This window comes from Halomonas urumqiensis (assembly GCF_003028575.1).
Lineage (GTDB): Bacteria > Pseudomonadota > Gammaproteobacteria > Pseudomonadales > Halomonadaceae > Halomonas > Halomonas urumqiensis.
This window is the reverse complement of the sequence record NZ_PYUD01000008.1, coordinates 83,762-109,207: the sequence shown is the minus strand read 5'-3', so window position 1 is coordinate 109,207 and position 25,446 is coordinate 83,762. Positions and strand designations below refer to the sequence as shown.

The following is a 25,446-nucleotide window of genomic DNA, read 5'->3' as shown; positions in this document are numbered from 1 at the left end:
CTTTTCGCCTGACGACCATAGCGAGCGTGAACCACCTGATCCCATGCCGAACTCAGCAGTGAAACCGCTTAGCGCCGATGGTAGTGTGGGGTTTCCCCATGCGAGAGTAGGTCATCGTCAGGCACCTAATACCCAGTAAAAGGCCCCGAGCGCTCACGCGCTCGGGGCCTTTTGCGTTTTTGCCAAGCTGGTCTGGCGATTGGTGGGTATTTCCTGGTGGGACTTTGGTCTGTGGCGTTTCCGGGGGCAGTGCGCATCCGCTAGAATGATGGCTTTCCCGTCTGGGGCGTAAGCATGACCATCGGAGATTTGATCCGCCTGTTGAGCGATGGTGAATTCCATTCCGGGGAGCAGCTCGGGGAGCGACTGGGTGTGTCCCGGGCAGCGGTGTGGAAGCAGTTGAGGAAGCTTGAGTCCCTGGGGATCGCCATGCAGGCGGTGAAGGGGCAGGGATATCGCTTGGCGGAGCCACTGGAACTTCTCGATGGCAGCCTCATTGTGTCTGAATTGTCGCGAGAATCGCGTTTGCATCTGGTGCGCTTGTTTGTCGAAGAGACGTTGCCTTCCAGCAACGCTTTTCTTCGCGAGAGATTCGAGCAGGGTGCAGGGCATGGTGAGGTGTGCCTGGTAGAGCAGCAAAGTGCTGGTCGCGGCCGGCGTGGTCGCGTATGGACCACACCGTGGGGGCGCACCTTGATGCTGTCGGCAGGGTGGCGCTTTGAAGGCGGTGTGGCGGTTCTCGAGGGGTTGAGTCTGGCGATCGGCGTGGTGCTTGCTGAGGTATTGGAGCGGCATGGTGTGAAAGCGAGACTCAAGTGGCCCAATGATGTGTTGCTCGAAAGTGATAATGGGCAGCTCGGCAAGCTTGCGGGCATTCTGGTCGAGGTCAGTGGTGATGCGGCGGGGCCATGTGAGGTGGTGCTTGGAACGGGCATCAATATCGACCTTCCCGACGAATTTCGCGCCGGTATCGATCAGCCGGTGGCTGCAGTCCATGATCAGGCGCCAGGACTTTCGCGAAATACCCTGGCGGTAGAACTGATCGAATCTCTGCTGGAGTTGCTTGCGAGTTTTGAACAATTCGGCTTCGCTGGATGGCAGGAGCGTTGGAATGCCCGCCACGCCTATGCCGGGCAGGTGGTTGATATTCTGCGCGGGAGTGAGCGTGAGGCCGCGGTGGCGGAGGGCGTGGATGTCTCGGGGAATCTCTGGGTGCGGCAGGGTGAAAGACGACTCAGTATCGCGGGAGGAGAAGTCAGCGTGCGTGCTCGCCAATGATTCTGGACCTGGATATCGGCAACACCCTGTCCAAGTGGCGCCTCAAGGATGCCAACAGTAGCGAGATCCGTTCGCGTGGAGCGGTGTGGACGCGTGAAGAGTGGCGCCCAGGTTCTGACATTCCCGATCTCGACGTGGTCGAGGCCGTGCGAATCTCCAGCGTGGCACGCAAGACCGTGCTGCAGGAGACAGTAAGTCTTTTGCGCCGCAAAGTCGGGGCGGTGCATGTTGCGCATTCGGCACCAGAGGCACTGGGGGTCATCAATGGTTATAAGGAGCCAGAGCGGCTGGGGGTGGATCGCTGGATGGGCGCGCTGGCCGGCTACCAGTTGGCAGGCGGCTGCTGTGCGGTAGATTGTGGCAGTGCGATCACCATCGACTTCGTGCTGCCAGGCGGTCGCCATCTCGGGGGATACATCTTGCCGGGCCTGCGGTTGATGAAAGAAAGCCTGAAGCTTGGTACCCGCAATGTGGCGATTGACCCCGATAGTGAAGCAGAAGAGCTGCTTGCTCCCGGCCGGCGGACGGTCGAGGCGGTCAATCATGGAATTTACATGGCGGCTGTCAGTGCCATCAACCGGGTTTACGCTGAAGTCTGCGATACCGAAGGGGTAGCCTTGCCGCTGTTGATGACCGGCGGGGATGCTCGGGTGGTATCTCGGGGCATACAGGTACCACACGCGGTATGGCCGGACATGGTCTATGGCGGGCTTGAGGCCTGTTTTCCGCTGACGGCTGCGGAACGCGCAGGACGCATGTCTGGCGCGCCCTATGTGCCCGTCCCGGTGTCATTGGAAAAGATTCGGGCAGGCCTTGCATTTTCCATGCTGCTTTGACACAATTCGCCGCGTTCGTCAGGGAAGCGCTTCAACGAGCTGTTGTGCACCCGGTTAAGATCGCTGATAAAACAGATACTTGACATCGAACATTGAGGTGGTAGAATTTGCCGCCACTGGAGGGGTTCCCGAGTGGCCAAAGGGAGCAGACTGTAAATCTGCCGCGAAAGCTTCGAAGGTTCGAATCCTTCCCCCTCCACCAGATTCTGGTCGCCGCTTAATCCAGCGGGTAAAGGCCGCAAGAGTGGGTAGGCGGGCATAGTTCAATGGTAGAACCTCAGCCTTCCAAGCTGATGATGCGGGTTCGATCCCCGCTGCCCGCTCCAGATATCTCATGAAGTTCGTGTGATATCTCGAGTCGTGCTCATGTAGCTCAGGGGTAGAGCACACCCTTGGTAAGGGTGAGGTCGACGGTTCAAATCCGTCCATGAGCTCCACATTGGGAAAGGCGAGCCAAGGCTCGCCTTTTTCTTTCTGGGTCGTGGTGGTTGCGCGGCGCAGGGGTTGCCAGGCAGAGCGGCTTTCGCTATCATGGCGCCCGCTGTTGTTCGGCTTTCCCGCAAAGGGTAGTGATGAAGCAGTTACAGGCCAGTAGCTCAATTGGCAGAGCAGCGGTCTCCAAAACCGCAGGTTGGGGGTTCGATTCCCTCCTGGCCTGCCAGTCTTCCCCAGGCTGGCGAGATCCCGTAAAATTTCACGTTTCGATTGCCGCGCCTGAGGAGTCTCGTTTTCATGAAGCATAGCGCCGAGGTGCAGGAGTCGCGCCATGACGGGCTCAAGTGGGCGGTTGTCGTTACTCTGCTGGTTCTTGCAGTTGTCGGCAATACCTACTTCGCCGACCAGGCCCTGTTGTACCGAGTCCTGGGCGTTGTCGCGCTCAGTGCCGGAGCGGCGCTGGTGGCGCTGACGACTGGCAAGGGACGTGAGCTCGTCGAGCTGGCCAGGAATGCAAAGAAAGAAATTCAGCGCGTGGTCTGGCCGACGCGCCCTGAGACCGTTCAGACCACGGCCATTGTTCTGGTTGCCGTGCTGGTGGTCGGTCTGATGCTGTGGCTGATCGACACCCTACTTGGCTGGGCGATGTCCGGCGTCATTGGTTAGGAGCTCTCATGTCCAAGCGTTGGTACGTCGTGCACGCCTACTCCGGCTTCGAGAAGCATGTCATGCGCTCGTTGATCGAGCGCGTGAAGATGTACGGCATGGAAGACCGCTTCGGCGAAATCCTGGTGCCGACCGAAGAAGTCGTCGAGGTGCGTGACGGCAAGCGCCGCAAGAGTGAGCGGAAGTTCTATCCCGGCTACGTGCTGGTCGAGATGGAGATGGAGGATGAGACCTGGCACCTGGTAAATGAAACGCCGCGTGTCATGGGCTTCATCGGCGGTACCAAGGAGAAGCCGGCACCCATCTCCCAAAAAGAGGCCGATGCCATCCTTCGGCGCGTCCAGGATGGTACGGACAAGCCGCGGCCGAAGACGCTCTTCGAGCCAGGCCAGTCGGTGCGTGTCATCGATGGGCCTTTCGCCGACTTCAATGGCGTGGTCGAAGAGGTGAACTACGACAAGAGCCGTGTCCAGGTCAGTGTGTTGATCTTTGGGCGTGCAACGCCTGTCGAGCTTGAATTTGCGCAGGTCGAGAAGGAGTAGCCACTCGCCCTGACGTCTGTAAGGCGGTCGACGAGTCGGCCGCGTAACCGGGGAGCCGCAAGGCGCTATTACCCAACTGGAGTCCAATATGGCCAAGAAAGTACAGGCTTACATCAAGCTGCAGGTTGCAGCTGGCAAAGCCAATCCGAGTCCCCCCGTGGGCCCCGCGCTGGGTCAGCACGGTGTTAACATCATGGAGTTCTGCAAGGCCTTCAATGCGGCCACTCAGGACATCGAGCCGGGTCTGCCGACTCCCGTGGTCATCACCGTCTATTCCGATCGCAGCTTCACGTTCATCACCAAGACCCCGCCCGCCGCGGTCCTGCTGAAGAAAGCGGCTGGCATCAAGTCCGGCTCTGGTGAGCCGAACAAGAAGAAGGTCGGCACCGTGACCCGCGAGCAGCTCGAAGAGATCGCCCATACTAAGGAGCCGGATCTGACGGCTGCCGATCTCGACGCCGCTGTGCGTACCATTGCAGGTAGTGCCCGCAGCATGGGCCTGAACGTGGAGGGTCTTTGATCATGGCCAAGCTTTCCAAGCGCGCGCAGCTGATTCGCGAAAAGGTTGATGCGACCAAGACCTACTCCCTGGAAGATGCCGTGGCACTGCTTTCCGAGCTGTCCACCGTTAAGTTCAAGGAATCCTTGGACGTCGCGATCAATCTGGGTGTCGATCCGCGTAAATCCGACCAGGTCGTGCGCGGCGCCACCGTCATGCCCAACGGTACTGGCAAGGACGTGCGTGTTGCCGTCTTTACCCAGGGTGCCAACGCCGATGCAGCCAAGGAAGCGGGTGCCGACATCGTCGGTATGGACGACCTTGCCGAGCAGGTCAAGAAAGGCCAGATGGATTTCGACGTGGTCATTGCCTCGCCGGATGCCATGCGTGTGGTCGGGCAACTGGGTCAGATTCTTGGCCCGCGCGGCCTGATGCCGAACCCCAAGGTTGGCACCGTGACGCCTGATGTCGCCACTGCGGTGAAGAATGCCAAGGCGGGTCAGGTGCGCTTCCGCACCGACAAGAACGGCATTATTCACACTACCCTTGGCAAGGTCGATTTCGACTCAACCGCCATCCAGGGCAACCTGGAAGCGCTGGTTTCCGACCTGAAGCGGCTCAAGCCGAGTACTTCCAAGGGCATCTATTTGAAGAAGATTACCCTGTCCACCACCATGGGCCCGGGTATCACCGTGGACCACTCGGCTCTGGTCTGAAGACCAGCGTGTGAGTGGTACGGGTTTGTAGCATGAACTTTGCGGTCCCCGTGTCGAGACAAGACTCGCCGGCGGGGCACCGTCAAAGACCGCAGGTGCCGCCTGGTTGCATGGGGTGGCTTAATCATCCCTTCGGGGTGGCCTGCGCAGATGGTGTGGCCGCCAGGTTTCTGGTGAGCACCATCACCCAGGACCTTCGCGCCGATGCCTCGGTATCGTCGCGAAGGAGATGGTAACCACCGGAGTCCTCATCGCGAGGTTCCGGCACGAAGGAGTGATCACTGTGCCACTAGCACTCGAAGGCAAGAAGGCAATTGTTGCCGAGGTCAGTGAAGCGGCCAAGGATGCGCTCTCCGTCGTAGTTGCCGATTCTCGTGGCGTCACGGTCGAGAAGATGACCGGTCTGCGTAAGCAGGCACGCGAGAATGGCGTCCAGCTGCGTGTTGTTCGCAACACCCTGGCACGTCGCGCCCTGTCTGGCACTCAGTGGGAGTGCCTGAATGACAGCTTCGTAGGTCCGACTCTGCTGGCGTTTTCCACCGAGCACCCGGGCGCTGCCGCCCGTCTGTTCAAGGATTTCGCGAAGGACGAGAAGAACTTCGAAGTCAAGGCGCTGGCCTATGAAGGTGAGTTGATCCCGGCTGCCGATATCGACCGCCTGGCAAGCCTGCCGACCTATGACGAAGCCATCGCCAAGCTGATGTCCGTCATGAAGGAGGCTTCCGCCGGCAAGCTGGTTCGTACCCTCGCTGCGCTGCGCGACCAGAAGCAGGAAGAAGCCGCCTGATCGGCGAACCTTGCTGCGTAGCCCGAATCGAACATTGAATCCTCGAGCCACCGGTAAACCGGGGCTCCCGCAAAGTTAGGAACTGTGACAATGGCACTGACCAAAGAAGACATCATCAACGCCGTCGCCGACATGTCCGTAATGGAAGTCGTCGAGCTGATCGAAGCGATGGAAGAGAAGTTCGGCGTTTCCGCCGCGGCAGCTGTTGTGGCTGGCCCGGGCGGCGGTGAAGCTGCTGTCGAGGAAGAGCAGACTGAATTCGACGTTGTTCTGACCGCTGCTGGCGAGAAGAAGGTCAACGTGATCAAGGTGGTTCGCGAGATCACTGGCCTGGGTCTGAAGGAAGCCAAGGGTGCCGTCGACGGCGCTCCTGCGACCATCAAGGAAGGCTTGTCCAAGGACGACGCGGAAGCGGCCAAGGCCAAGCTGGAAGAAGCCGGCGCGAGCGTGGAGCTCAAGTAACCCCTTGGTCTCCACGGCTTTACGCGCTGCGTAAGCTTCCACGGCTGGTGGCGGGACACCCGCTGCCGGCCTTTTTCTGTTGTCACTGGCCTCTGCATTAGCAGTACGGCCAGCCGAATTTCGAAGGCGAGCGGCCCTTTTGGCGCTTGCCTTCATCGCCTGACGGAGCCTCTCCTGTCGGGTGGCGCCGACCACGCATCGGTCACCCATGGTGAACAAGCTGGGGAATACAGATGGCTTACTCATACACTGAGAAAAAACGCATCCGCAAGGATTTCGGCAAACTGCCCCAAGTGATGGATGTGCCCTACCTGCTGGCGATCCAGCTTGATTCCTACTACGACTTTCTCCAGCAGGATCGCTCGCCCGAGGAGCGTATCGAGATCGGCCTGCACGCGGCCTTCCGCTCCGTGTTTCCGATCGAGAGCTTTTCGGGCAACGCGGCGCTGGAGTATGTCAGTTACCGTTTCGGCACGCCGGCGTTCGACGTCAAGGAGTGCCAGCTGCGCGGCGTCACCTACTCGGCTCCGTTGCGGGTCAAGGTTCGCCTGATCATCTATGACAAGGAGTCATCGAACAAGGCGATCAAGGACATCAAGGAGCAGGAAGTCTACATGGGGGAAATCCCCCTGATGACCGAGAACGGCACCTTCGTCGTCAACGGCACCGAGCGCGTCATCGTTTCCCAGCTTCACCGCTCGCCGGGTGTGTTCTTCGATCACGACAAGGGCAAGAGCCATTCTTCCGGCAAGCTGCTGTATTCCGCTCGTGTGATTCCTTACCGTGGCTCCTGGCTGGACTTCGAGTTCGACCCGAAGGACAGCGTTTTCGTGCGCATCGACCGGCGCCGCAAGTTGCCGGCAAGCGTGCTGTTGCGCGCGCTGGGTATGAGCGCCGAGCAGATTCTCGAGGAATTCTTCGAGACCAGCACCTTCCACCTCGAGAAGTCCGGCTTCTCGGTGGAGCTGGTACCGTCGCGTCTGCGCGGTGAGACCGCGACCTTCGATATCAAGGATGGCGAGGGTAACGTGATCGTCGAGGAAGGTCGGCGGATCACCCAGAAGCACATCCGCCAGTTGGAAAAGGCCGGGCTCGAGCGTCTTGAAGTGCCGATGGAGTACCTGTTCGGCAAGACCCTGGGGCGCGACCAGGTCGATCCGAACACCGGTGAGTTGATCTGCCCTTGCAATACCGAGATCACCCCGGAGCTGCTCGAAAAGATTGGCAAGGCGGGTATCACCAGCCTCGAGACCCTGTATACCAACGATCTCGATTGCGGTCCGTTCGTCTCCGACACCCTGAAGCTGGATACCACCGGTTCCCAGCTCGAGGCGCTGGTCGAGATTTATCGCATGATGCGTCCTGGCGAGCCGCCCACCAAGGAAGCCGCCGAGACGCTGTTCAACAATCTGTTCTTCTCCGAGGATCGTTACGATCTCTCCGGCGTTGGGCGCATGAAGTTCAATCGTCGGCTGCGGCGTGATGCCGATACCGGTTCCGGCGTGCTGGATCAGCGCGATATCCTGGATGTGCTCAAGGAACTGATCTATATCCGTAACGGCTTCGGTGAGGTCGATGATATCGACCACCTGGGTAACCGTCGGATTCGCTGCGTTGGCGAAATGGCCGAGAATCAGTTCCGTGTGGGTCTGGTGCGTGTCGAGCGCGCGGTCAAGGAGCGCCTCTCGATGGCCGAGAGCGAAGGCCTGATGCCCCAGGACCTGATCAACGCCAAGCCCGTGGCGGCGGCGGTCAAGGAGTTCTTCGGCTCGAGCCAGCTGTCGCAGTTCATGGACCAGAACAACCCGCTTTCCGAGGTCACTCACAAGCGTCGTGTCTCGGCGCTTGGCCCGGGCGGTCTGACCCGCGAGCGTGCCGGCTTCGAGGTGCGTGACGTTCACGCCACGCACTACGGGCGCCTGTGTCCGATCGAGACGCCGGAAGGCCCCAACATCGGCTTGATCAACTCGCTGGCCACCTACAGCCACACCAACAGCTACGGCTTCCTCGAGACGCCGTACCGCAAGGTCGTGGACAGCCAGGTAACCGACGATGTCGTTCACCTGTCGGCCATCGAGGAAGGCGACTTCGTCATCGCCCAGGCCTCCGCCACCGTCAATGAAGGGGGGCGCCTGGTCGATGACCTGGTGCAGGTTCGTCACAAGGGCGAGACCACCTTCATGCGCCCGGAGCAGGTCACCCTGATGGACGTGTCACCGCGTCAGGTGGTCTCCGTGGCGGCGGCATTGATCCCGTTCCTCGAGCACGACGATGCCAACCGCGCCCTGATGGGTGCCAACATGCAGCGTCAGGCCGTGCCTACCCTGCGTGCCGAGAAGCCGCTGGTCGGTACCGGCATGGAGCGTTTCGTGGCCCGTGACTCCGGTGTCTGCGCCGTGGCGCGGCGCGGTGGTGTGATCGATTCCGTCGATGCCCGGCGCATCGTGGTGCGTATCAATGAGGATGAGATCATCGGCGGCGAAGCCGGTGTCGATATCTACAACCTCACCAAGTACGTGCGTTCCAACCAGAACACCTGCATGAACCAGCGTCCCATCGTGCGCCCTGGCGACGAAGTGGCACGTGGTGACATCCTTGCCGATGGCCCGTCCGTCGACATGGGTGACCTGGCTCTTGGTCAGAACATGCGTATCGCCTTCATGCCCTGGAACGGTTACAACTTCGAGGACTCCATCCTGCTGTCCGAGCGGGTGGTCCAGGAAGACCGTTTCACCACCATTCACATCCAGGAACTGACCTGTGTGTCGCGCGATACCAAGCTTGGGCCGGAGGAGATCACCTCCGATATTCCCAATGTGGGTGAGTCGGCGCTGGGCAAGCTGGATGAAGCGGGTGTTGTCTACATCGGTGCCGAGGTTGGTCCCGGCGATATCCTGGTGGGCAAGGTCACGCCGAAGGGCGAGACCCAGCTGACCCCGGAGGAAAAGCTGCTGCGGGCCATCTTCGGCGAGAAGGCCTCCGACGTGAAGGACACCTCGCTGCGTGCCCCCACCGGGATGCGCGGTACCGTCATCGACGTCCAGGTGTTCACCCGCGATGGCGTCGAGAAGGACTCGCGTGCGCTGTCCATCGAGCAGATGCAGCTCGACGAGGTGCGCAAGGATCTCCAGGAGACCTACCGTATCGCCGAGGATGCGACCTTCGAGCGCCTCAAGCGCACCCTGAGCGGCCAGCCGGTCAATGGTGGGCCCAAGCTCAAGAAGGATGACGTGCTTTCCGAGAGCTATCTCGAGGAGCTGCCGCGTCAGCAGTGGTTCAAGCTGCGCATGCAGGATGAAACCTTCAACGAGCTGCTGGCTCAGGCCGATGAGCAACTCGAGAACCGCCGTCGCGAAATGGACGAGCGTTTCGAGGACAAGAAGCGCAAGCTGACCCAAGGCGACGACCTGGCGCCGGGCGTGCTGAAGATCGTCAAGGTCTACATGGCGGTCAAGCGTCGCCTGCAGCCGGGTGACAAGATGGCGGGCCGTCACGGTAACAAGGGTGTCATCTCTGCGATCATGCCGATCGAGGACATGCCCTTCGACGACAACGGCGAGCCGGTGGATGTGGTACTCAATCCGCTGGGCGTTCCGTCGCGGATGAACGTCGGTCAGATTCTCGAGACCCACCTTGGCCTTGCGGCATGGGGGCTGGGTCGCCGGATCGAGCACCTGTTGCGTGATGCACGCGACCAGCAGTTGGGTGAAATCCGTGAGTTCCTCGGCCAGGTCTACAACTCCACGCCGGGAACCCGGGTCGAGGAGCTCGACAGCCTGTCCGATGACGAAGTGATCGCGCTTGCCAAGAACCTCAAGGCGGGTGTGCCAATGTCGACGCCGGTGTTCGACGGCGCCGACGAGCACGAGATCAAGCACCTGCTGCGCCTTGGCGGGCTGCCTGATTCCGGCCAGATGACGCTTTACGACGGACGTACCGGTGATTCTTTCGATCGCTCGGTGACCGTCGGCTACATGTACATGCTGAAGCTCAACCACCTGGTGGATGACAAGATGCACGCGCGCTCTACCGGCTCCTACTCCCTGGTAACCCAGCAGCCGCTGGGTGGCAAGGCGCAGTTCGGTGGCCAGCGCTTCGGGGAGATGGAGGTCTGGGCCCTGGAAGCCTACGGGGCGGCCTACACCCTCCAGGAGATGCTCACCGTCAAGTCCGATGACGTGGAGGGGCGCACCAAGATGTACAAGAACATCGTGGATGGCGACCACACCATGCAGGCGGGCATGCCGGAATCCTTCAACGTGCTGGTGAAGGAAATCCGCTCGCTGGGCATCGATATCGAGTTAGAGAGCTAGGAGCCTTGCAATGAAAGATTTGGTGAAAGTACTCAAATCGCAATCACAGTCCGACGAGTTCGATGCGATCAAGATCACGCTCGCGTCACCGGACATGATTCGCTCCTGGTCCTTCGGTGAGGTCAAGAAGCCCGAGACCATCAACTACCGGACGTTCAAGCCGGAGCGGGATGGCCTGTTCTGTGCCAAGATCTTCGGCCCGGTGAAGGATTACGAGTGCCTGTGCGGCAAGTACAAGCGCATGAAGCACCGTGGCATCATCTGCGAGAAGTGCGGCGTCGAGGTCACCAAGGCCGCCGTGCGCCGTGAGCGCATGGGGCATATCGAGCTGGCCTCGCCGGTTGCGCATATCTGGTTCCTCAAGTCGCTGCCGTCACGTATCGGCATGTTCCTGGACATGACCCTGCGCGATATCGAGCGCGTGCTGTACTTCGAAAGCTTCGTGGTCATCGACCCGGGCATGACCACCCTCGAGCGTGGCCAGCTGCTCAACGATGAGCAGTATTTCGAGGCCCTCGAGGAGTTCGGTGACGACTTCGACGCCCGCATGGGCGCCGAAGCCGTGCAGGCGCTGCTCAAGGACATTGACCTGGGCGAGGAGATCGATCGGCTGCGTGAAGAAATTCCGCAGACCAACTCCGAGACCAAGATCAAGAAGCTCTCCAAGCGCCTGAAACTGCTGGAAGCCTTCTATAACTCCGGCAATGCGCCGGCGTGGATGGTCATGGAAGTGCTGCCGGTGCTGCCGCCGGACCTGCGCCCGCTGGTGCCGCTGGACGGTGGCCGCTTCGCGACCTCCGACCTCAACGATCTCTATCGCCGGGTGATCAACCGCAACAACCGCCTGAAGCGGCTGCTCGACCTCAATGCGCCCGACATCATCGTGCGCAACGAGAAGCGCATGCTGCAGGAAGCGGTTGATGCGCTGCTCGACAATGGTCGCCGCGGCCGGGCCATCACCGGTTCCAACAAGCGCCCGCTGAAGTCGCTCGCCGACATGATCAAGGGCAAGCAGGGCCGCTTCCGTCAGAACCTGCTGGGCAAGCGCGTCGACTACTCCGGTCGTTCGGTGATTACCGTCGGCCCGACCCTGCGCCTGCACCAGTGCGGTCTGCCCAAGAAGATGGCGCTGGAACTGTTCAAGCCGTTCATCTACTCCAAGCTGCAGAGCCTTGGCTACGCCTCTACCATCAAGGCCGCCAAGAAGATGGTCGAGCGTGAGCTGCCCGAAGTGTGGGACATCCTCGCCGATGTCATTCGCGAGCATCCGGTGCTTCTGAACCGCGCTCCGACCCTGCACCGTCTGGGTATCCAGGCGTTCGAGCCGCTGTTGATCGAAGGCAAGGCGATTCAGCTGCACCCGTTGGTGTGTGCCGCCTACAACGCCGACTTCGACGGTGACCAGATGGCCGTGCACGTGCCGCTGACGCTGGAAGCTCAGCTCGAGGCGCGGGCGCTGATGATGGCCACCAACAACGTGTTGTCACCGGCCAACGGCGAACCGATCATCGTGCCGTCCCAGGACGTGGTGCTGGGTCTGTATTACATGACTCGCGAGCGCATCAACGCCAAGGGCGAAGGCATGGTGTTCGCCAACCTCAACGAGGTCGAGCGTGCCTTCGGTACCCAGAGCGTGTCGATGCATGCGCGAGTCAAGGTGCGCCTGACCGAGTTCGTCGCCGAGGAGGAGGGCGGAGAACTCATCGAGACGCGGTCGATCTTCGACACTACCGTGGGTCGTGCGCTGCTGTTCCGTATCCTGCCCAAGGGCGTGCCTTTCGAGCTGGTCGACCAGCCGATGAAGAAGAAGGCGATCTCGAAGCTGCTCAACGAGGTGTATCGTCGTGCCGGCCTCAAGCCGACCGTGATCTTCGCCGACCAGTTGATGTACACCGGCTTCCGCCTGGCGACCTGGTCGGGTGCCTCGATCGGCGTCAACGACTTCGTCATCCCGGATGCCAAGGCCGAGATCATCGAAGGCGCCGAGGAAGAGGTGAAGGAGATCGAGGACCAGTTCTCCTCGGGCCTCGTCACCGCCGGCGAGAAGTACAACAAGGTCATCGACATCTGGTCCAAGGCCAATGACAAGGTGGCAAAGGCGATGATGGTCGGAATCTCCAAGGAGACCGTGACCGACCGTGAAGGCAACCAGGTCGAACAGGACTCCTTCAACAGCGTGTTCATCATGGCCGACTCCGGTGCGCGTGGTAGCGCCGCCCAGATTCGCCAGCTGGCGGGTATGCGTGGCTTGATGGCGAAGCCGGACGGTTCGATCATCGAAACGCCGATCGTCGCCAACTTCCGCGAAGGCCTGAACGTACTCCAGTACTTCATCTCGACCCACGGCGCACGCAAGGGCCTGGCGGACACGGCCCTCAAGACGGCCAACTCCGGTTACCTGACGCGCCGCCTGGTGGATGTCGCCCAGGACATGGTGATCACCGAGGTCGACTGTGGTACCGAGAATGGCCTGACGCTGCACCCGGTCATCGAAGGCGGTGACATCATCGTGTCGCTGGCACAGCGCGTGCTGGGGCGTGTCGTGGCCCAGGACGTCATCGATCCTGCTTCCGACGAGGTGTTGATTCCCCGCGGCACGCTGCTCGACGAGAAGTGGTGCGCCGAGCTCGACACCATGGGTGTCGACGAGATCGTGGTGCGCAGTGCCATTTCCTGCCAGACCGGGCACGGCGTCTGTGCCAGCTGCTATGGACGTGATCTCGCCCGTGGCCACCAGGTCAACATCGGTGAGGCGGTGGGTGTCATCGCCGCGCAGTCGATCGGTGAGCCCGGCACGCAGCTGACCATGCGTACCTTCCACATCGGCGGCGCGGCCTCTCGTGCCTCCGCGGTGGATAGTGTGCAGGTCAAGCATGGCGGCAAGGTGCGTCTGCACAACATCAAGTACGTCGAACGTGGCGATGGCAAGCTGGTGGTGGTGTCCCGCTCCAGTGCCCTGGCCGTCGCCGATGACCATGGTCGCGAGCGCGAATACTACAAGCTGCCCTATGGCGCCGAGCTTTCGGTGCGCGACGGCGACAGCGTCGACGCCGGCCAGGCGGTGGCCAAGTGGGATCCGCACACCCACCCGATCGTCGCCGAGGCGGAAGGTCAGGTGCAGTATGCCGACATGGACGAAGGGCTGACCATCCACCGCACGGTGGATGAGATGACCGGGCTTTCCTCCATCGAGGTGATCGAGGCCGCGGCGCGCCCGATGGCCGGGCGCGACAAGCGGCCGATGATCCTGCTTTCCGACGAAGCCGGCAAGTCGGTCACGGTTACCGGATCCGATGCCCCGGTGCAGTATCTGCTGCCGGGCAAGGCGATCGTCACCGCCGACAACGGCGCCAAGATCGGGGTGGGCGAGATCGTCGCGCGTATCCCGGTGGAAGCATCCGCCAACAAGGACATCACCGGTGGTCTGCCGCGCGTTGCCGACCTGTTCGAGGCACGCAAGCCCAAGGAGCCCTCGATCCTGGCGGAAATCAGCGGCGTCATCAGCTTCGGCAAGGAAACCAAGGGCAAGCGTCGCCTGACGATCACCCCGGAAGGGGGCGCCGATCCGTTCGAGGCGCTCATTCCCAAGTGGCGCCAGATCGCCGTCTTCGAAGGCGAGAGCGTCGAGAAGGGCGAGGTGATCTCCGACGGCCCGAGCAACCCGCACGATATCCTGCGTCTGCTGGGTGTCGCGGAGCTCGCCAAGTACATCACCGCGGAAATCCAGGAGGTCTACCGTCTCCAGGGTGTCGGCATCAACGACAAGCACATCGAAGTCATCGTGCGTCAGATGCTGCGTAAGGTCGAGATCACCGAGTCCGGTGACTCCGACTTCATCCCGGGTGACCAGGTCGAACTGGTGAGGGTGCTCGAGCAGAACGCACGACTCGAGAAGGACGAGAAGTTCCCGGCCAAGTACCAGCGGGTACTGTTGGGTATCACCAAGGCCAGCCTTGCCACCGAGTCGTTCATCTCCGCGGCCTCCTTCCAGGAGACCACGCGGGTACTGACCGAGGCGGCGGTGACAGGCAAGCGCGACTATCTGCGTGGCCTGAAGGAAAACGTGGTGGTGGGGCGTCTGATCCCGGCCGGTACCGGCCTCACCCACCACGCGGAGCGTCGGCGCAAGCGTGAAGACAGCGACCGATTGCTCCACCCGTCGGCCTTCGATGTCGAGCAGGAGCTGGGCGCCCAGCTCACCGCGCTGGATTCGGACGACGACGAGATCTGACACCGCCCGCCACCCGGCGCCCAGGCTCAACGAGCGGGGCGCCGGGGTTGACGGCGGATGGCGTCAGCCATTAGAATGCGCAGCCTTTAACAGTGGGGTGGGTACGCCCGCGCCCGCTGAAATGGCAGCAAGGCAACCCATTGGAGTCAGCTACTACCCATGGCAACGATCAATCAGCTCGTGCGCAAGCCGCGCAAGCGCCCCGTCAGCAAGAGCGACGTGCCGGCGCTGCAGGCCTGCCCGCAGAAGCGCGGCGTTTGTACGCGCGTCTACACCACTACCCCCAAGAAGCCGAACTCCGCACTGCGTAAGGTGTGCCGTGTTCGTTTGACCAACGGTTTCGAGGTCTCCTCGTACATCGGTGGCGAGGGGCACAACCTTCAGGAGCACTCCGTGGTCCTGATCCGCGGCGGCCGTGTAAAGGACCTTCCCGGTGTGCGTTATCACACCGTGCGTGGCGCCCTGGACACCTCCGGCGTGCAGAACCGTAAGCAGGGCCGTTCCAAGTACGGCACCAAGCGTCCCAAGTCCTGATCCTCGAAGGTTCAGGCGGCGCTGCGATTGCAAGCGTCAGTGGGGCGCGGAAAGAACGCGTAGCGACGTCGGCCAATGTGGCCGGCAGACAGGACATAGGGCATCGGTCTGATAAGAGTAAGGTCGAGCGCACCGCAAGGTGAGCGTCTCGGGTTTACCTGAAGGACCCTTTACAGAGGGCTTATCATGCCTAGAAGAAGAGTTGCTGCCAAACGCGATATCCTCCCGGATCCCAAATTCGGAAGCGAGCGTCTGGCGAAGTTCATGAACCACCTGATGGTCAGCGGCAAGAAGTCCGTAGCTGAGCGCATCGTCTACGGTGCGCTGGACAGGGTTGCCGAGCGCAGTAATGAAGAGCCGCTGGAGATCTTTGACAAGGCGCTGGAAACCATCCAGCCGATGGTCGAGGTCAAGTCGCGCCGCGTGGGTGGTGCGACCTATCAGGTGCCGGTCGAGGTGCGTCCATCACGCCGCCAGGCGCTGGCCATGCGCTGGCTGGTGGATGCCGCTCGTCGCCGTGGTGAGAAGACCATGGTGCAGCGTCTGGCCGGCGAGATGCTGGACGCCGCCGAAGGGAAGGGCTCTGCGGTCAAGAAGCGCGAAGACGTTCATCGCATGGCGGAGGCCAACAAGGCCTTCTCGCACTACCGTTTCTAAGTGCCCGCTTCTAAGTGTGCGTTTCGCAAGAAGCGTGACTGACCAAGAGTTCCATCCACGAAGGGTCGCCCCTCGGGGCGACGCTTCACAGCAATGGAGATATCCATCGTGGCACGCAAGACTCCGCTAAAGCGTTACCGCAATATCGGTATCGTCGCTCACGTTGACGCCGGCAAGACCACTACGACCGAGCGTGTCCTGTTTTACACTGGCCTGTCCCACAAGGTGGGTGAGGTTCATGATGGTGCTGCCACCATGGACTGGATGGAACAGGAGCAGGAGCGCGGCATCACCATTACGTCCGCGGCGACCACCTGCTTCTGGCAGGGCATGAACAAGCAGTTCGATGAGCACCGCATCAACATCATCGACACTCCCGGACACGTTGACTTCACCATCGAGGTGGAGCGTTCATTGCGTGTTCTCGACGGTGCCGTGGTGGTGTTGTGTGGCAGCTCCGGCGTTCAGCCTCAGACCGAGACCGTCTGGCGTCAGGCCAACAAGTACGAAGTTCCGCGCATGGTGTTCGTCAACAAGATGGACCGCACTGGCGCCGACTTCTTCATGGTGGTCGACCAGCTCAAGGAGCGTCTCGGTGCCAACGCCGTGCCGATCCAGATCAACTGGGGCACCGAGGAAGAGTTCAAGGGCGTCATCGACCTGATTCAGATGAAGGCGATCGTCTGGGACGAAGAAAGTCTCGGCATGAACTACGAGCTCGCGGATATTCCGGCGGATCTGCAGGAAACCGCCGAGATGTATCGTGAGCAGATGATCGAGGCCGCCGCCGAAGGCTCCGAGGAGCTGATGGACAAGTATCTCGAAGGTGGTGAATTGACCACCGAAGAGATCAAGGCTGGCCTGCGTGCTCGTACGCTGTCCAACGAGATCGTGCTGGTCACCTGCGGTTCAGCGTTCAAGAACAAGGGCGTGCAGGCGGTGCTCGATGGTGTCATCGAATACATGCCGTCACCCACCGAGGTCAAGGCCATCGAGGGTGAGCTGGACGACAAGGATGGCACCGTCGACACGCGTGAAGCCGACGATAATGCACCTTTCGCGGCGCTGGCATTCAAGATCGCAACCGACCCCTTCGTCGGCACGTTGACCTTCATCCGCGTCTACTCGGGCGTGCTGAACACCGGTGACAGTGTCTACAACTCGGTCAAGCAGAAGAAGGAGCGCGTGGGACGTATGGTGCAGATGCACGCCAACTCCCGCGAAGAGCTCAAGGAAGTGCGCGCTGGCGACATCGCCGCCTGTATCGGCCTGAAGGACGTGACGACCGGTGATACCCTGTGCGACCTCGACAACAAGATCGTTCTCGAGCGCATGGAGTTTCCGGATCCGGTGATCTCGGTGGCCGTCGAGCCGAAAACCAAGAGTGACCAGGAGAAGATGGGTATCGCCCTTGGCAAGTTGGCCCAGGAAGATCCGTCGTTCCGCGTCAAGACAGACGAGGAAACCGGGCAGACCATCATCTCCGGCATGGGCGAATTGCACCTGGACATCATCGTCGACCGCATGCGTCGCGAGTTCAAGGTCGAAGCCAATATCGGCAAGCCTCAGGTCGCCTACCGCGAAACCATTCGCGGCAAGGTCGAGCAGGAAGGCAAGTTCGTTCGTCAGTCCGGCGGTCGCGGCCAGTACGGCCACGTCTGGCTGCGCATCGAGCCGCTGACCGAAGAGGACAAGGGCGAAGACGAAGAGATGCACTTCAAGTTCTCCTCCGAGATCGTCGGCGGTGTGGTACCCAAGGAGTACGTGGGTGCCGTCGAGAAAGGGGCCTTCGAGCAGCTGCAGAACGGTGTCATCGCGGGTTACCCGATGATCGACGTCAAGGTCACGCTGTATGATGGTTCCTACCATGACGTGGACTCCAACGAGAACGCGTTCAAGGTGGCCTCTTCCATGGCAATCAAGGAAGGCGCCAGGAAGGCCAAGGCCGTGCTGCTGGAGCCGATGATGAAGGTCGAGGTCGTGACCCCCGAGGATTTCATGGGTGACGTCATGGGCGACCTGAACCGTCGTCGCGGTCTGGTGCAGGGTATGGATGACTCGTCTTCGGGCAAGGTCATCCGCGCAATGGTGCCACTGGGTGAGATGTTCGGTTATGCAACCGATCTGCGCTCTGCGACCCAGGGCCGTGCGAGCTACTCAATGGAGTTCGCGAAGTACGACGAGGCGCCCTCCAGCGTCGTTGAAGCCGTCATCAACCAGAACGGTTAACCGTTAGCTAACGTAAAGAGGTTATAGCAGTGGCTAAGGAAAAATTTGAACGTTCCAAACCGCACGTCAACGTCGGCACCATCGGTCACGTCGACCACGGCAAGACCACTCTGACTGCGGCCCTGACCCGTGTGTCCGCCGAGGTGTTCGGTGGTGACTGGCGCGAATTCGATTCCATCGATAACGCTCCGGAAGAGCGTGAGCGTGGTATCACCATCGCCACCTCTCACGTTGAGTACCAGTCAGAGCAGCGCCACTACGCGCACGTCGACTGCCCGGGGCACGCCGACTACGTCAAGAACATGATCACCGGTGCCGCCCAGATGGATGGCGCTATCCTGGTCTGTTCCGCCGCTGACGGCCCCATGCCGCAGACCCGCGAGCACATCCTGCTGTCGCGTCAGGTTGGCGTACCGTTCATCGTCGTGTTCCTGAACAAGGCCGACATGGTCGATGACGAAGAGCTCCTCGAGCTCGTCGAGATGGAAGTGCGTGAGCTTCTGTCCGAGTACGACTTCCCGGGCGACGACACACCGATCATCACCGGTTCCGCGCTGATGGCCCTCGAAGGCAAGGATGACAACGGCATGGGTACCACCGCCGTTGCCAACCTGATCAAGGCCCTGGACGAGTACATTCCGGAGCCCGAGCGTGCCATCGATCAGCCGTTCCTGATGCCGATCGAGGACGTGTTCTCGATCTCTGGCCGCGGCACTGTGGTGACCGGTCGTATCGAGCGCGGTGTCGTCAAGGCTGGCGAAGAGATCGAGATCGTCGGTATCCGTGATACCACCAAGACGGTTGTCACTGGTGTCGAGATGTTCCGCAAGCTGCTCGACGAAGGTCGTGCCGGCGAGAACGTTGGCGCCCTGCTGCGTGGCACCAAGCGTGACGACGTCGAGCGTGGTCAGGTGCTGGCCAAGCCGGGCACCATCACGCCGCACACCGTCTTCGAAGCTGAAGTCTATGTGCTGTCCAAGGAAGAAGGTGGTCGTCACACCCCGTTCTTCAAGGGCTATCGTCCGCAGTTCTACTTCCGTACCACTGACATCACTGGTACCTGTGAGCTACCGGAAGGCGTCGAGATGGTCATGCCGGGCGACAACGTCAAGATGGTTGTCACCCTGATCAACCCGATCGCCATGGATGAAGGTCTGCGTTTTGCCATTCGTGAAGGCGGCCGCACCGTCGGCGCCGGCGTCGTGGCCAAGATCGTTCAGTAAGTTTTGCGCTTCTGAGTGATCGAAGGGGGCTCCGCAAGGAGCCCCCTTTCTGCGCACCCGCATGAGTGTTTGACACTGACTTACGGCGTGCCTATAATGCGCATCCTTTGAATGCGTGGGTAGACGGCTCGCGCCGTCGAGATCCATTGGAGTTAAGGGCAAATGCAGAACCAGAAGATTCGCATTCGGTTGAAGGCCTTCGACCATCGCCTGATCGACCAGTCCGCCGCGGAGATTGTTGAAACCGCCAAGCGTACCGGCGCCCAGGTTCGTGGTCCGATCCCTCTGCCGACCAATCGCGAGCGGTATACCGTGCTGATCTCGCCGCACGTCAACAAGGACGCGCGCGACCAGTACGAGATTCGTACCCACAAGCGTGTACTCGACATTGTCGAGCCCACGGAAAAGACCGTCGATGCGCTGATGAAGCTCGACCTCGCCGCTGGCGTTGACGTGCAGATCAAGCTCGACTGATTCCACACTAGACACTCGCGGCCCAGCGCTCTTCAAACGTATGAGCAGCAGCCGCCACGCCGGGAAGGCGTCATACAACGTGCTAGTGGAATGCTCTGGAAAGGGCAGCCATAGCGGGTGATAGCCCCGTACACTAAAGGAGACTGAGAATGACTATCGGTTTGGTCGGTAGGAAGGCCGGCATGACCCGCGTCTTCACCGAAGATGGCGCGTCCGTGCCCGTAACCGTTATCGAGGTTGAGCCCAACCGCGTGACTCGCGTCAAGACCGTCGAATCCGACGGCTACAGCGCGGTTCAGGTGACAACCGGCTCCCGCAAGGCCAAGCACCTGTCGAAGGCCCAGGCTGGGCAATTCGCCAAGGCAGGCACCGAGGCCGGTCGTTCGCTGATGGAGTTCCGCCTGGCAGATGGCGACGACACTCCGGAAGTGGGCGGCGAAATCACTGTATCCCTCTTCGAAGCTGGTCAGATCATCGACGTGACCGGCACCTCCAAGGGCAAGGGCTTCCAGGGCGCCGTCAAGCGCTGGAATTTCCGTACCCAGGACAACACCCACGGCAACTCCCTGTCGCATCGCGCGCCGGGTTCCATCGGCATGTGCCAGACTCCGGGCCGCGTGTTCAAGGGCAAGAAGATGGCAGGCCAGATGGGCAACGTGCGTTGCACCGTCCAGAGCCTCGAAGTCGTGCGTGTCGATGCCGAGCGTAACCTGCTGCTGGTCAAGGGTGCCGTGCCTGGCGCCACTGGCAGTGACGTCATCGTTCGCAGCGCCGTGAAAGCAGGCTGAAGGGGATCACACCAATGAATCTGAATCTTGCTGCCGGCGCCGGCACTGTCGAAGTGTCCGATGCCACCTTTGGCAAAGAATTCAACGAAGCGCTCGTGCACCAGGTCGTCACCGCGTACCTCGCGGCTGGTCGCCAGGGAACTCGCGCCCAAAAGAATCGTTCCGACGTGCGTGGCGGCGGCAAGAAGCCGTGGCGCCAGAAGGGCACCGGTCGTGCTCGTGCCGGTACTATCCGCTCGCCGCTGTGGCGCAGTGGCGGTGTGACCTTCGCGGCGCGTCCCCAGGACCACGCTCAGAAGGTCAACCGCAAGATGTACCGTGCGGCGATGCGCTCCATTCTCTCCGAGCTCGTGCGTCAGGAGCGACTGGTGGCCGTCGAGGAGATCACTGTCGAGGCTCCCAAGACCAAGCAGCTGGTCGCCAAGCTGGCGGAGCTGGGGCTGGAAAAGGTGCTGATCGTCACCGAGGAAATCGACGAGATGCTCTACCTGGCCGCCCGCAACATTCCCAACGTGGATGTTGTCGACGTGGCAGCCGCCGACCCGGTGAGCCTGGTTGCCTTCGACAAGGTGCTGGTCACCGTCTCCGCTCTGCGCAAATTCGAGGAGAAGCTGGCATGAACCAGGAACGTGTATTCAAGGTTCTGCTTGGTCCGCACGTGACCGAGAAGGCCGCTATGGCTGCCGAACGCAACCAGTACGTGTTCAAGGTGGCTGGCGACGCGACCAAGCCCGAGATCAAGAAAGCCGTCGAAGCCTTGTTTGGCAAGAAGGTCGATCGCGTTCAGGTACTGAACGTCAAGGGCAAGACCAAGCGCACCGCGAATGGTCTGGGTCATCGCAAGGGTTATCGCAAGGCCTACGTCACACTGGCCGCCGGCGAAACTCTTGAAGACTTCTCTGGCGCCGAATAAGGGCAGGAGTACGGACAATGGCAATCGTCAAGACCAAACCCACATCCGCCGGCCGTCGCCACGTCGTCAAGATCGTCGGCGAGGACCTGCACAAGGGTAAGCCCTATGCGCCGCTGCTCGAGAAGCAGTCGCGCAGTGGTGGGCGCAACAACAACGGCCGCATCACCACCCGCCACGTGGGCGGTGGGCACCGTCAACACTACCGGATCATCGATTTCAAGCGCACCAAGGATGGCGTTCCGGCCATCGTCGAGCGTCTCGAATACGATCCGAACCGCAGCGCGCACATTGCACTGCTTAAGTACCTGGATGGTGAGCGTCGCTACATCATCGCACCGAAAGGTGTGAGCGCTGGCGACAAGCTCGAGTCTGGCGTGAACGCCGCGATCAAGAAGGGCAACGCCCTGCCGCTGCGTAATATCCCGCTGGGTTCCACCGTGCATTGCATCGAGCTCAAGCCCGGTAAGGGTGCACAGCTTGCTCGCAGCGCCGGTACCAGCGCCCAGTTGGTCGCTCGCGAAGGCAACTATGCCACCTTGCGTCTGCGCTCCGGCGAGATGCGCAAGGTGCTCAGCGAGTGCCGTGCGACCCTGGGTGAAGTGAGCAACTCTGAGCACAGCCTGCGTCAGCTTGGCAAGGCCGGTGCAAAGCGCTGGAGAGGTGTGCGTCCTACCGTTCGCGGCGTGGCCATGAACCCGGTGGATCACCCGCACGGTGGCGGTGAAGGCCGCACCAGTGGCGGTCGTCACCCGGTGTCTCCGTGGGGTATCCCCACCAAGGGCCACAAGACCCGCAAGAACAAGCGCACCGACAAGCTGATCGTCCGTCGCCGCAAGGCCCGGAACTGATTGAAAACGCGAAGACTTTAAGAGGTAACGGCTGTGCCACGTTCACTGAAGAAAGGTCCCTTTATCGACCTTCATCTGTTGAAGAAGGTTGAGGCTGCAGTGGAAAAGAACGACCGCAAACCGATCAAGACCTGGTCGCGTCGTTCAATGATCCTGCCCAACATGGTCGGGCTCACCATTGCGGTCCATAACGGTCGCCAGCATGTCCCGGTGCACGTCGCCGAGGAAATGGTTGGCCACAAGCTGGGCGAATTCGCTGCTACCCGCACCTATCGCGGTCATGTGGCGGACAAGAAAGCCAAACGGTAAGCCAGAGAGGATTGAGAGATGGAAGTCACAGCTAAGCTGCGTGGCGCTCGTTTATCCGCCCAGAAGGCCCGTTTGGTGGCTGACCAGGTGCGCGGTAAGCCGGTCGCCGAAGCGCTGGACCTGCTGACCTTCTCACCGAAGAAGGCTGCCAAGCTGGTCAAGAAAGTGCTTCAGTCCGCCATTGCGAATGCGGAAGAAAACAACGGCATGGATATCGACGAGCTGCGTGTCTCGACCATCTGCGTCGATGAGGGCATGACGCTCAAGCGTATCAAGCCGCGTGCCAAGGGCCGCGCGGATCGTATCTTGAAGCGCACCTGCCACATCACCGTCAAGGTAGCCGAGAAGTAGGAGTCGACCAGATGGGTCAGAAAGTCAATCCAACAGGCATTCGACTGGGTATCGTCAAAGACCATACGTCAGTCTGGTATGCCGAGCGCGGCACCTATGCCGATAAGCTCAACAACGACCTCGAAGTGCGTCGTTTCCTCGAGGAGCGTCTCAAGAACGCTTCCGTGAGCCGCATCACTATCGAGCGTCCGGCCAACAACGCACGCATCACCATTCACACCGCCCGTCCGGGCATCGTGATTGGCAAGAAGGGTGAGGATGTCGATCGCCTGCGTCGTGAGGTCACTGAGATGATGGGCGTGCCTGTGCACGTCAACATCGAGGAAGTTCGCAAGCCCGAGCTTGATGCCATGCTCGTGGCCCAGAACATCGCTGGCCAGCTCGAGCGTCGTGTGATGTTCCGTCGCGCCATGAAGCGTGCGGTTCAGAACGCCATGCGCCTGGGCGCCGGCGGCATCAAGGTACAGCTGTCCGGTCGCCTTGGCGGCGCGGAAATCGCTCGTACCGAGTGGTACCGGGAAGGTCGTGTTCCGCTGCATACCCTGCGTGCGGACATCGACTACGCCATCTACGAAGCAAAGACCACCTACGGCATCATCGGGGTCAAGGTCTGGGTCTTCAAGGGTGAGATCCTCGGGGGCATCGAAGAGGTCCGCGCCAAGGCGAAGCAGCCTCAGGCAGCGCCCTCCAAGAAGAAAGGTTCCAGGTAAGGGGAGAGCGAGTCGATGTTACAACCCAAGCGTATGAAATTCCGCAAGATGATGAAAGGTCGCAACCGTGGCCTGGCACATCGCGGAAGCAAGATCAGCTTCGGGGAATACGGCCTCAAGGCTACCGGTCGCGGCCGTATCACGGCCCGTCAGATCGAAGCCGGCCGTCGTGCGATCACCCGTCACGTCAAGCGTGGCGGCAAGATCTGGATCCGCGTCTTCCCCGACAAGCCGATTTCCAAGAAGCCGCTCGAAGTCCGTATGGGTAAGGGCAAGGGCTCAGTCGAGTATTGGGTCGCACAGATCCAGCCGGGTCGCGTCCTCTATGAAATCGAGGGTGTGTCCGAAGAGCTGGCCCGTGAAGCCTTCTCTCTCGCCGCCCAGAAGATGCCCATATCCACCACCTTTGTGAAACGGACGGTGATGTGATGAAAGCCCAGGAAATTCGTGAAAAGTCAGTAGACGAGCTCAATGAGCAGCTCCTCGAACTCCTCCGCGAGCAGTTCAACCTGCGCATGCAGAAGGCCACCGGCCAGCTCAGCCAGACTCATCTGCTCAAGCAGGTTCGCCGGGATATCGCCCGGGTGAAGACTGTGCTCAACGAGAAGGCAGGTGACTGAGATGGCCGAAGAGAAAAATGCCCGTACGCTCACCGGCAAGGTGGTGAGCGACAAGATGGACAAGTCCATCGTCGTGATGATCGAGCGTCGTGAGCGTCACCCGATCTACGGCAAATACGTCAAGCGCTCCACCAAGCTGCACGCCCATGACGAGGCGAACCAGGCAAAGGCCGGCGATACGGTTTCCATTCAGGAATCACGTCCGCTGTCCAAGAAGAAAGCCTGGACGCTGGTCGAGGTGGTCGAGCAGGCCAAGGGCTGATCGGCTCACGCCTGTCAAACCAGTGCAGTCAGATTAGGTTTGGAGAAAACCGATGATTCAGACTCAGACAATGCTGGATGTCGCCGACAACAGTGGGGCGCGCCGGGTGCAATGCATCAAGGTGCTGGGCGGTTCACACCGTCGCTATGCCCACGTTGGGGACATCATCAAGGTCACGGTGAAGGAAGCTATTCCGCGTGGCAAGGTCAAGAAAGGCCAGGTCCTCAAGGCGGTTGTGGTTCGCACCCGTAGTGGCGTCCGTCGTTCCGACGGCTCGCTGATCCGCTTCGATGGAAATGCGGCCGTTTTGTTGAACAACACCAACGAACAGCCGATCGGTACCCGTATCTTCGGGCCGGTGACCCGTGAGCTTCGCAACGAGAAGTTCATGAAGATCATTTCCTTGGCGCCTGAAGTGCTGTAAGGAGCGAGGCGGATATGCAAAAGATAAAACGTGACGATGAAGTCATCGTCATCGCCGGCAAGGACAAGGGCAAGCGTGGCACGGTCAAGCGCGTCCTCAAGGACGACCGCTTTGTCGTGTCCGGTGTGAACATGGTAAAGCGTCACACCAAGCCAAATCCCATGGCCGGCAACCAGGGCGGTATCGTCGAGCGCGAGGCTCCGATTCACGCGTCCAACGTAGCCATCTTCAATTCGGAGACCGGTAAGGCGGATCGCGTCGGCTTCCAGGTGAAGGAAGACGGTACCAAGGTACGTATCTACAAGTCGACGCAGACGCAGATCGACGCCTAACGCGAGT

Annotated in this window: 27 protein-coding genes, 4 tRNA genes and 1 rRNA gene; all 32 read left to right on the top strand. The window is 60.8% G+C overall.

Features of this window, described 5'->3' with window-relative positions; all coding sequences use genetic code 11:
- The first annotated feature begins 7 nt into the window (after positions 1–7).
- The 32 genes from rrf to rplX all read left to right on the top strand — a co-directional run bounded on the left by rrf (position 8) and on the right by rplX (position 25,439).
- Positions 8–123, top strand: a 5S ribosomal RNA gene (gene rrf, locus C6V82_RS16235).
- Positions 124–294: 171 nt separating this feature from the next.
- A complete protein-coding gene (locus C6V82_RS16230) occupies positions 295–1,278 on the top strand; it encodes a biotin--[acetyl-CoA-carboxylase] ligase (protein ID WP_102588101.1) in 984 nt (327 codons plus the stop codon).
- A complete protein-coding gene (locus tag C6V82_RS16225; protein WP_102588102.1) occupies positions 1,275–2,114 on the top strand; it encodes a type III pantothenate kinase in 840 nt (279 codons plus the stop codon). The genes C6V82_RS16230 and C6V82_RS16225 overlap by 4 nt, the downstream gene beginning before the upstream one ends.
- Positions 2,115–2,232: 118 nt before the next feature.
- Positions 2,233–2,316 (top strand) — tRNA-Tyr (locus tag C6V82_RS16220).
- 50 nt (positions 2,317–2,366) lie between these two features.
- Positions 2,367–2,440 (top strand) — tRNA-Gly (locus C6V82_RS16215).
- Positions 2,441–2,476: 36 nt separating this feature from the next.
- Positions 2,477–2,551, top strand: a tRNA-Thr gene (locus tag C6V82_RS16210).
- A gap of 148 nt (positions 2,552–2,699) precedes the next feature.
- Positions 2,700–2,775 (top strand) — tRNA-Trp (locus C6V82_RS16205).
- 71 nt (positions 2,776–2,846) lie between these two features.
- Complete coding sequence (gene secE, locus C6V82_RS16200) at positions 2,847–3,215, top strand: preprotein translocase subunit SecE (RefSeq protein ID WP_102588103.1); 369 nt, start codon at positions 2,847–2,849, stop codon at positions 3,213–3,215.
- Between the two features lie 8 nt (positions 3,216–3,223).
- Entirely contained in the window at positions 3,224–3,757 is a 534-nt protein-coding gene (nusG, locus tag C6V82_RS16195) for a transcription termination/antitermination protein NusG (protein WP_102588104.1), read from the top strand.
- 88 nt (positions 3,758–3,845) lie between these two features.
- Positions 3,846–4,277 (top strand): 50S ribosomal protein L11, encoded by a 432-nt coding sequence (gene rplK / locus C6V82_RS16190; RefSeq protein ID WP_102588105.1) that lies wholly within the window; start codon positions 3,846–3,848, stop codon positions 4,275–4,277.
- Positions 4,278–4,279: 2 nt separating this feature from the next.
- Positions 4,280–4,972 (top strand): 50S ribosomal protein L1, encoded by a 693-nt coding sequence (gene rplA / locus C6V82_RS16185; RefSeq protein WP_102588106.1) that lies wholly within the window; start codon positions 4,280–4,282, stop codon positions 4,970–4,972.
- Positions 4,973–5,255: 283 nt separating this feature from the next.
- Complete coding sequence (gene rplJ, locus C6V82_RS16180; RefSeq protein WP_102588107.1) at positions 5,256–5,759, top strand: 50S ribosomal protein L10; 504 nt, start codon at positions 5,256–5,258, stop codon at positions 5,757–5,759.
- Between the two features lie 90 nt (positions 5,760–5,849).
- Positions 5,850–6,221: a 50S ribosomal protein L7/L12 gene (gene rplL / locus C6V82_RS16175; protein ID WP_102588108.1), complete on the top strand. Its 372-nt coding sequence runs from the start codon at positions 5,850–5,852 to the stop codon at positions 6,219–6,221.
- Between the two features lie 233 nt (positions 6,222–6,454).
- Positions 6,455–10,534, top strand: a complete 4,080-nt coding sequence (gene rpoB, locus C6V82_RS16170; RefSeq protein WP_102588109.1) for a DNA-directed RNA polymerase subunit beta — start codon at positions 6,455–6,457, stop codon at positions 10,532–10,534.
- 10 nt (positions 10,535–10,544) lie between these two features.
- Entirely contained in the window at positions 10,545–14,765 is a 4,221-nt protein-coding gene (rpoC, locus tag C6V82_RS16165; protein WP_102588110.1) for a DNA-directed RNA polymerase subunit beta', read from the top strand.
- Between the two features lie 159 nt (positions 14,766–14,924).
- Entirely contained in the window at positions 14,925–15,299 is a 375-nt protein-coding gene (rpsL, locus tag C6V82_RS16160; protein ID WP_102588111.1) for a 30S ribosomal protein S12, read from the top strand.
- A gap of 186 nt (positions 15,300–15,485) precedes the next feature.
- On the top strand, positions 15,486–15,956 hold the full coding sequence (rpsG, locus tag C6V82_RS16155) for a 30S ribosomal protein S7 (protein ID WP_102588112.1): 471 nt from the start codon (positions 15,486–15,488) through the stop codon (positions 15,954–15,956).
- A gap of 108 nt (positions 15,957–16,064) precedes the next feature.
- The gene (gene fusA / locus C6V82_RS16150; RefSeq protein ID WP_102588201.1) at positions 16,065–18,185 is read left to right on the top strand and encodes an elongation factor G; all 2,121 of its coding nucleotides are present in this window, start codon (positions 16,065–16,067) and stop codon (positions 18,183–18,185) included.
- Between the two features lie 29 nt (positions 18,186–18,214).
- Positions 18,215–19,408, top strand: a complete 1,194-nt coding sequence (gene tuf, locus C6V82_RS16145) for an elongation factor Tu (RefSeq protein ID WP_102588113.1) — start codon at positions 18,215–18,217, stop codon at positions 19,406–19,408.
- Positions 19,409–19,570: 162 nt separating this feature from the next.
- Positions 19,571–19,882, top strand: a complete 312-nt coding sequence (gene rpsJ / locus C6V82_RS16140) for a 30S ribosomal protein S10 (protein WP_021819602.1) — start codon at positions 19,571–19,573, stop codon at positions 19,880–19,882.
- A gap of 149 nt (positions 19,883–20,031) precedes the next feature.
- Complete coding sequence (gene rplC, locus C6V82_RS16135) at positions 20,032–20,670, top strand: 50S ribosomal protein L3 (RefSeq protein ID WP_102588114.1); 639 nt, start codon at positions 20,032–20,034, stop codon at positions 20,668–20,670.
- A 14-nt stretch (positions 20,671–20,684) separates the two neighbouring features.
- The gene (gene rplD / locus C6V82_RS16130) at positions 20,685–21,290 is read left to right on the top strand and encodes a 50S ribosomal protein L4 (RefSeq protein WP_102588115.1); all 606 of its coding nucleotides are present in this window, start codon (positions 20,685–20,687) and stop codon (positions 21,288–21,290) included.
- The gene (gene rplW, locus C6V82_RS16125; protein ID WP_102588116.1) at positions 21,287–21,583 is read left to right on the top strand and encodes a 50S ribosomal protein L23; all 297 of its coding nucleotides are present in this window, start codon (positions 21,287–21,289) and stop codon (positions 21,581–21,583) included. Before rplD ends, rplW begins: the two co-directional genes overlap by 4 nt.
- Positions 21,584–21,600: 17 nt before the next feature.
- Complete coding sequence (rplB, locus tag C6V82_RS16120; protein WP_102588117.1) at positions 21,601–22,431, top strand: 50S ribosomal protein L2; 831 nt, start codon at positions 21,601–21,603, stop codon at positions 22,429–22,431.
- A gap of 33 nt (positions 22,432–22,464) precedes the next feature.
- Complete coding sequence (rpsS, locus tag C6V82_RS16115) at positions 22,465–22,740, top strand: 30S ribosomal protein S19 (RefSeq protein WP_102588118.1); 276 nt, start codon at positions 22,465–22,467, stop codon at positions 22,738–22,740.
- A gap of 18 nt (positions 22,741–22,758) precedes the next feature.
- The gene (gene rplV / locus C6V82_RS16110; protein WP_010626471.1) at positions 22,759–23,091 is read left to right on the top strand and encodes a 50S ribosomal protein L22; all 333 of its coding nucleotides are present in this window, start codon (positions 22,759–22,761) and stop codon (positions 23,089–23,091) included.
- Between the two features lie 11 nt (positions 23,092–23,102).
- Complete coding sequence (gene rpsC / locus C6V82_RS16105) at positions 23,103–23,801, top strand: 30S ribosomal protein S3 (RefSeq protein WP_102588119.1); 699 nt, start codon at positions 23,103–23,105, stop codon at positions 23,799–23,801.
- A 15-nt stretch (positions 23,802–23,816) separates the two neighbouring features.
- Positions 23,817–24,230 (top strand): 50S ribosomal protein L16, encoded by a 414-nt coding sequence (gene rplP / locus C6V82_RS16100; RefSeq protein WP_102588120.1) that lies wholly within the window; start codon positions 23,817–23,819, stop codon positions 24,228–24,230.
- Complete coding sequence (rpmC, locus tag C6V82_RS16095) at positions 24,230–24,421, top strand: 50S ribosomal protein L29 (RefSeq protein ID WP_102588121.1); 192 nt, start codon at positions 24,230–24,232, stop codon at positions 24,419–24,421. Before rplP ends, rpmC begins: the two co-directional genes overlap by 1 nt.
- Position 24,422: 1 nt before the next feature.
- A complete protein-coding gene (gene rpsQ / locus C6V82_RS16090) occupies positions 24,423–24,683 on the top strand; it encodes a 30S ribosomal protein S17 (RefSeq protein ID WP_102588122.1) in 261 nt (86 codons plus the stop codon).
- 52 nt (positions 24,684–24,735) lie between these two features.
- The gene (gene rplN / locus C6V82_RS16085; RefSeq protein WP_102588123.1) at positions 24,736–25,107 is read left to right on the top strand and encodes a 50S ribosomal protein L14; all 372 of its coding nucleotides are present in this window, start codon (positions 24,736–24,738) and stop codon (positions 25,105–25,107) included.
- Between the two features lie 14 nt (positions 25,108–25,121).
- The gene (gene rplX / locus C6V82_RS16080) at positions 25,122–25,439 is read left to right on the top strand and encodes a 50S ribosomal protein L24 (RefSeq protein ID WP_102588124.1); all 318 of its coding nucleotides are present in this window, start codon (positions 25,122–25,124) and stop codon (positions 25,437–25,439) included.
- Positions 25,440–25,446: the final 7 nt, after the last annotated feature.

Bases quoted from the DNA above. Each gene is read 5' to 3' on its own strand.
- rpmC (WP_102588121.1), top strand. From the start codon at position 24,230: ATGAAAGCCCAGGAAATTCGTGAAAAGTCAGTAGACGAGCTCAATGAG.
- rplA (WP_102588106.1), top strand. From the start codon at position 4,280: ATGGCCAAGCTTTCCAAGCGCGCGCAGCTGATTCGCGAAAAGGTTGAT.
- rplK (WP_102588105.1), top strand. From the start codon at position 3,846: ATGGCCAAGAAAGTACAGGCTTACATCAAGCTGCAGGTTGCAGCTGGC.
- secE (WP_102588103.1), top strand. From the start codon at position 2,847: ATGAAGCATAGCGCCGAGGTGCAGGAGTCGCGCCATGACGGGCTCAAG.
- rpsG (WP_102588112.1), top strand. From the start codon at position 15,486: ATGCCTAGAAGAAGAGTTGCTGCCAAACGCGATATCCTCCCGGATCCC.
- rpoB (WP_102588109.1), top strand. From the start codon at position 6,455: ATGGCTTACTCATACACTGAGAAAAAACGCATCCGCAAGGATTTCGGC.
- rplX (WP_102588124.1), top strand. From the start codon at position 25,122: ATGCAAAAGATAAAACGTGACGATGAAGTCATCGTCATCGCCGGCAAG.
- rpsL (WP_102588111.1), top strand. From the start codon at position 14,925: ATGGCAACGATCAATCAGCTCGTGCGCAAGCCGCGCAAGCGCCCCGTC.
- rpsJ (WP_021819602.1), top strand. From the start codon at position 19,571: ATGCAGAACCAGAAGATTCGCATTCGGTTGAAGGCCTTCGACCATCGC.
- rplW (WP_102588116.1), top strand. From the start codon at position 21,287: ATGAACCAGGAACGTGTATTCAAGGTTCTGCTTGGTCCGCACGTGACC.
- rplL (WP_102588108.1), top strand. From the start codon at position 5,850: ATGGCACTGACCAAAGAAGACATCATCAACGCCGTCGCCGACATGTCC.
- rpsQ (WP_102588122.1), top strand. From the start codon at position 24,423: ATGGCCGAAGAGAAAAATGCCCGTACGCTCACCGGCAAGGTGGTGAGC.
- rpsC (WP_102588119.1), top strand. From the start codon at position 23,103: ATGGGTCAGAAAGTCAATCCAACAGGCATTCGACTGGGTATCGTCAAA.
- C6V82_RS16225 (WP_102588102.1), top strand. From the start codon at position 1,275: ATGATTCTGGACCTGGATATCGGCAACACCCTGTCCAAGTGGCGCCTC.
- rplP (WP_102588120.1), top strand. From the start codon at position 23,817: ATGTTACAACCCAAGCGTATGAAATTCCGCAAGATGATGAAAGGTCGC.
- rplB (WP_102588117.1), top strand. From the start codon at position 21,601: ATGGCAATCGTCAAGACCAAACCCACATCCGCCGGCCGTCGCCACGTC.
- rplD (WP_102588115.1), top strand. From the start codon at position 20,685: ATGAATCTGAATCTTGCTGCCGGCGCCGGCACTGTCGAAGTGTCCGAT.
- rplN (WP_102588123.1), top strand. From the start codon at position 24,736: ATGATTCAGACTCAGACAATGCTGGATGTCGCCGACAACAGTGGGGCG.
- nusG (WP_102588104.1), top strand. From the start codon at position 3,224: ATGTCCAAGCGTTGGTACGTCGTGCACGCCTACTCCGGCTTCGAGAAG.
- C6V82_RS16230 (WP_102588101.1), top strand. From the start codon at position 295: ATGACCATCGGAGATTTGATCCGCCTGTTGAGCGATGGTGAATTCCAT.
- rplC (WP_102588114.1), top strand. From the start codon at position 20,032: ATGACTATCGGTTTGGTCGGTAGGAAGGCCGGCATGACCCGCGTCTTC.
- rplV (WP_010626471.1), top strand. From the start codon at position 22,759: ATGGAAGTCACAGCTAAGCTGCGTGGCGCTCGTTTATCCGCCCAGAAG.
- rpoC (WP_102588110.1), top strand. From the start codon at position 10,545: ATGAAAGATTTGGTGAAAGTACTCAAATCGCAATCACAGTCCGACGAG.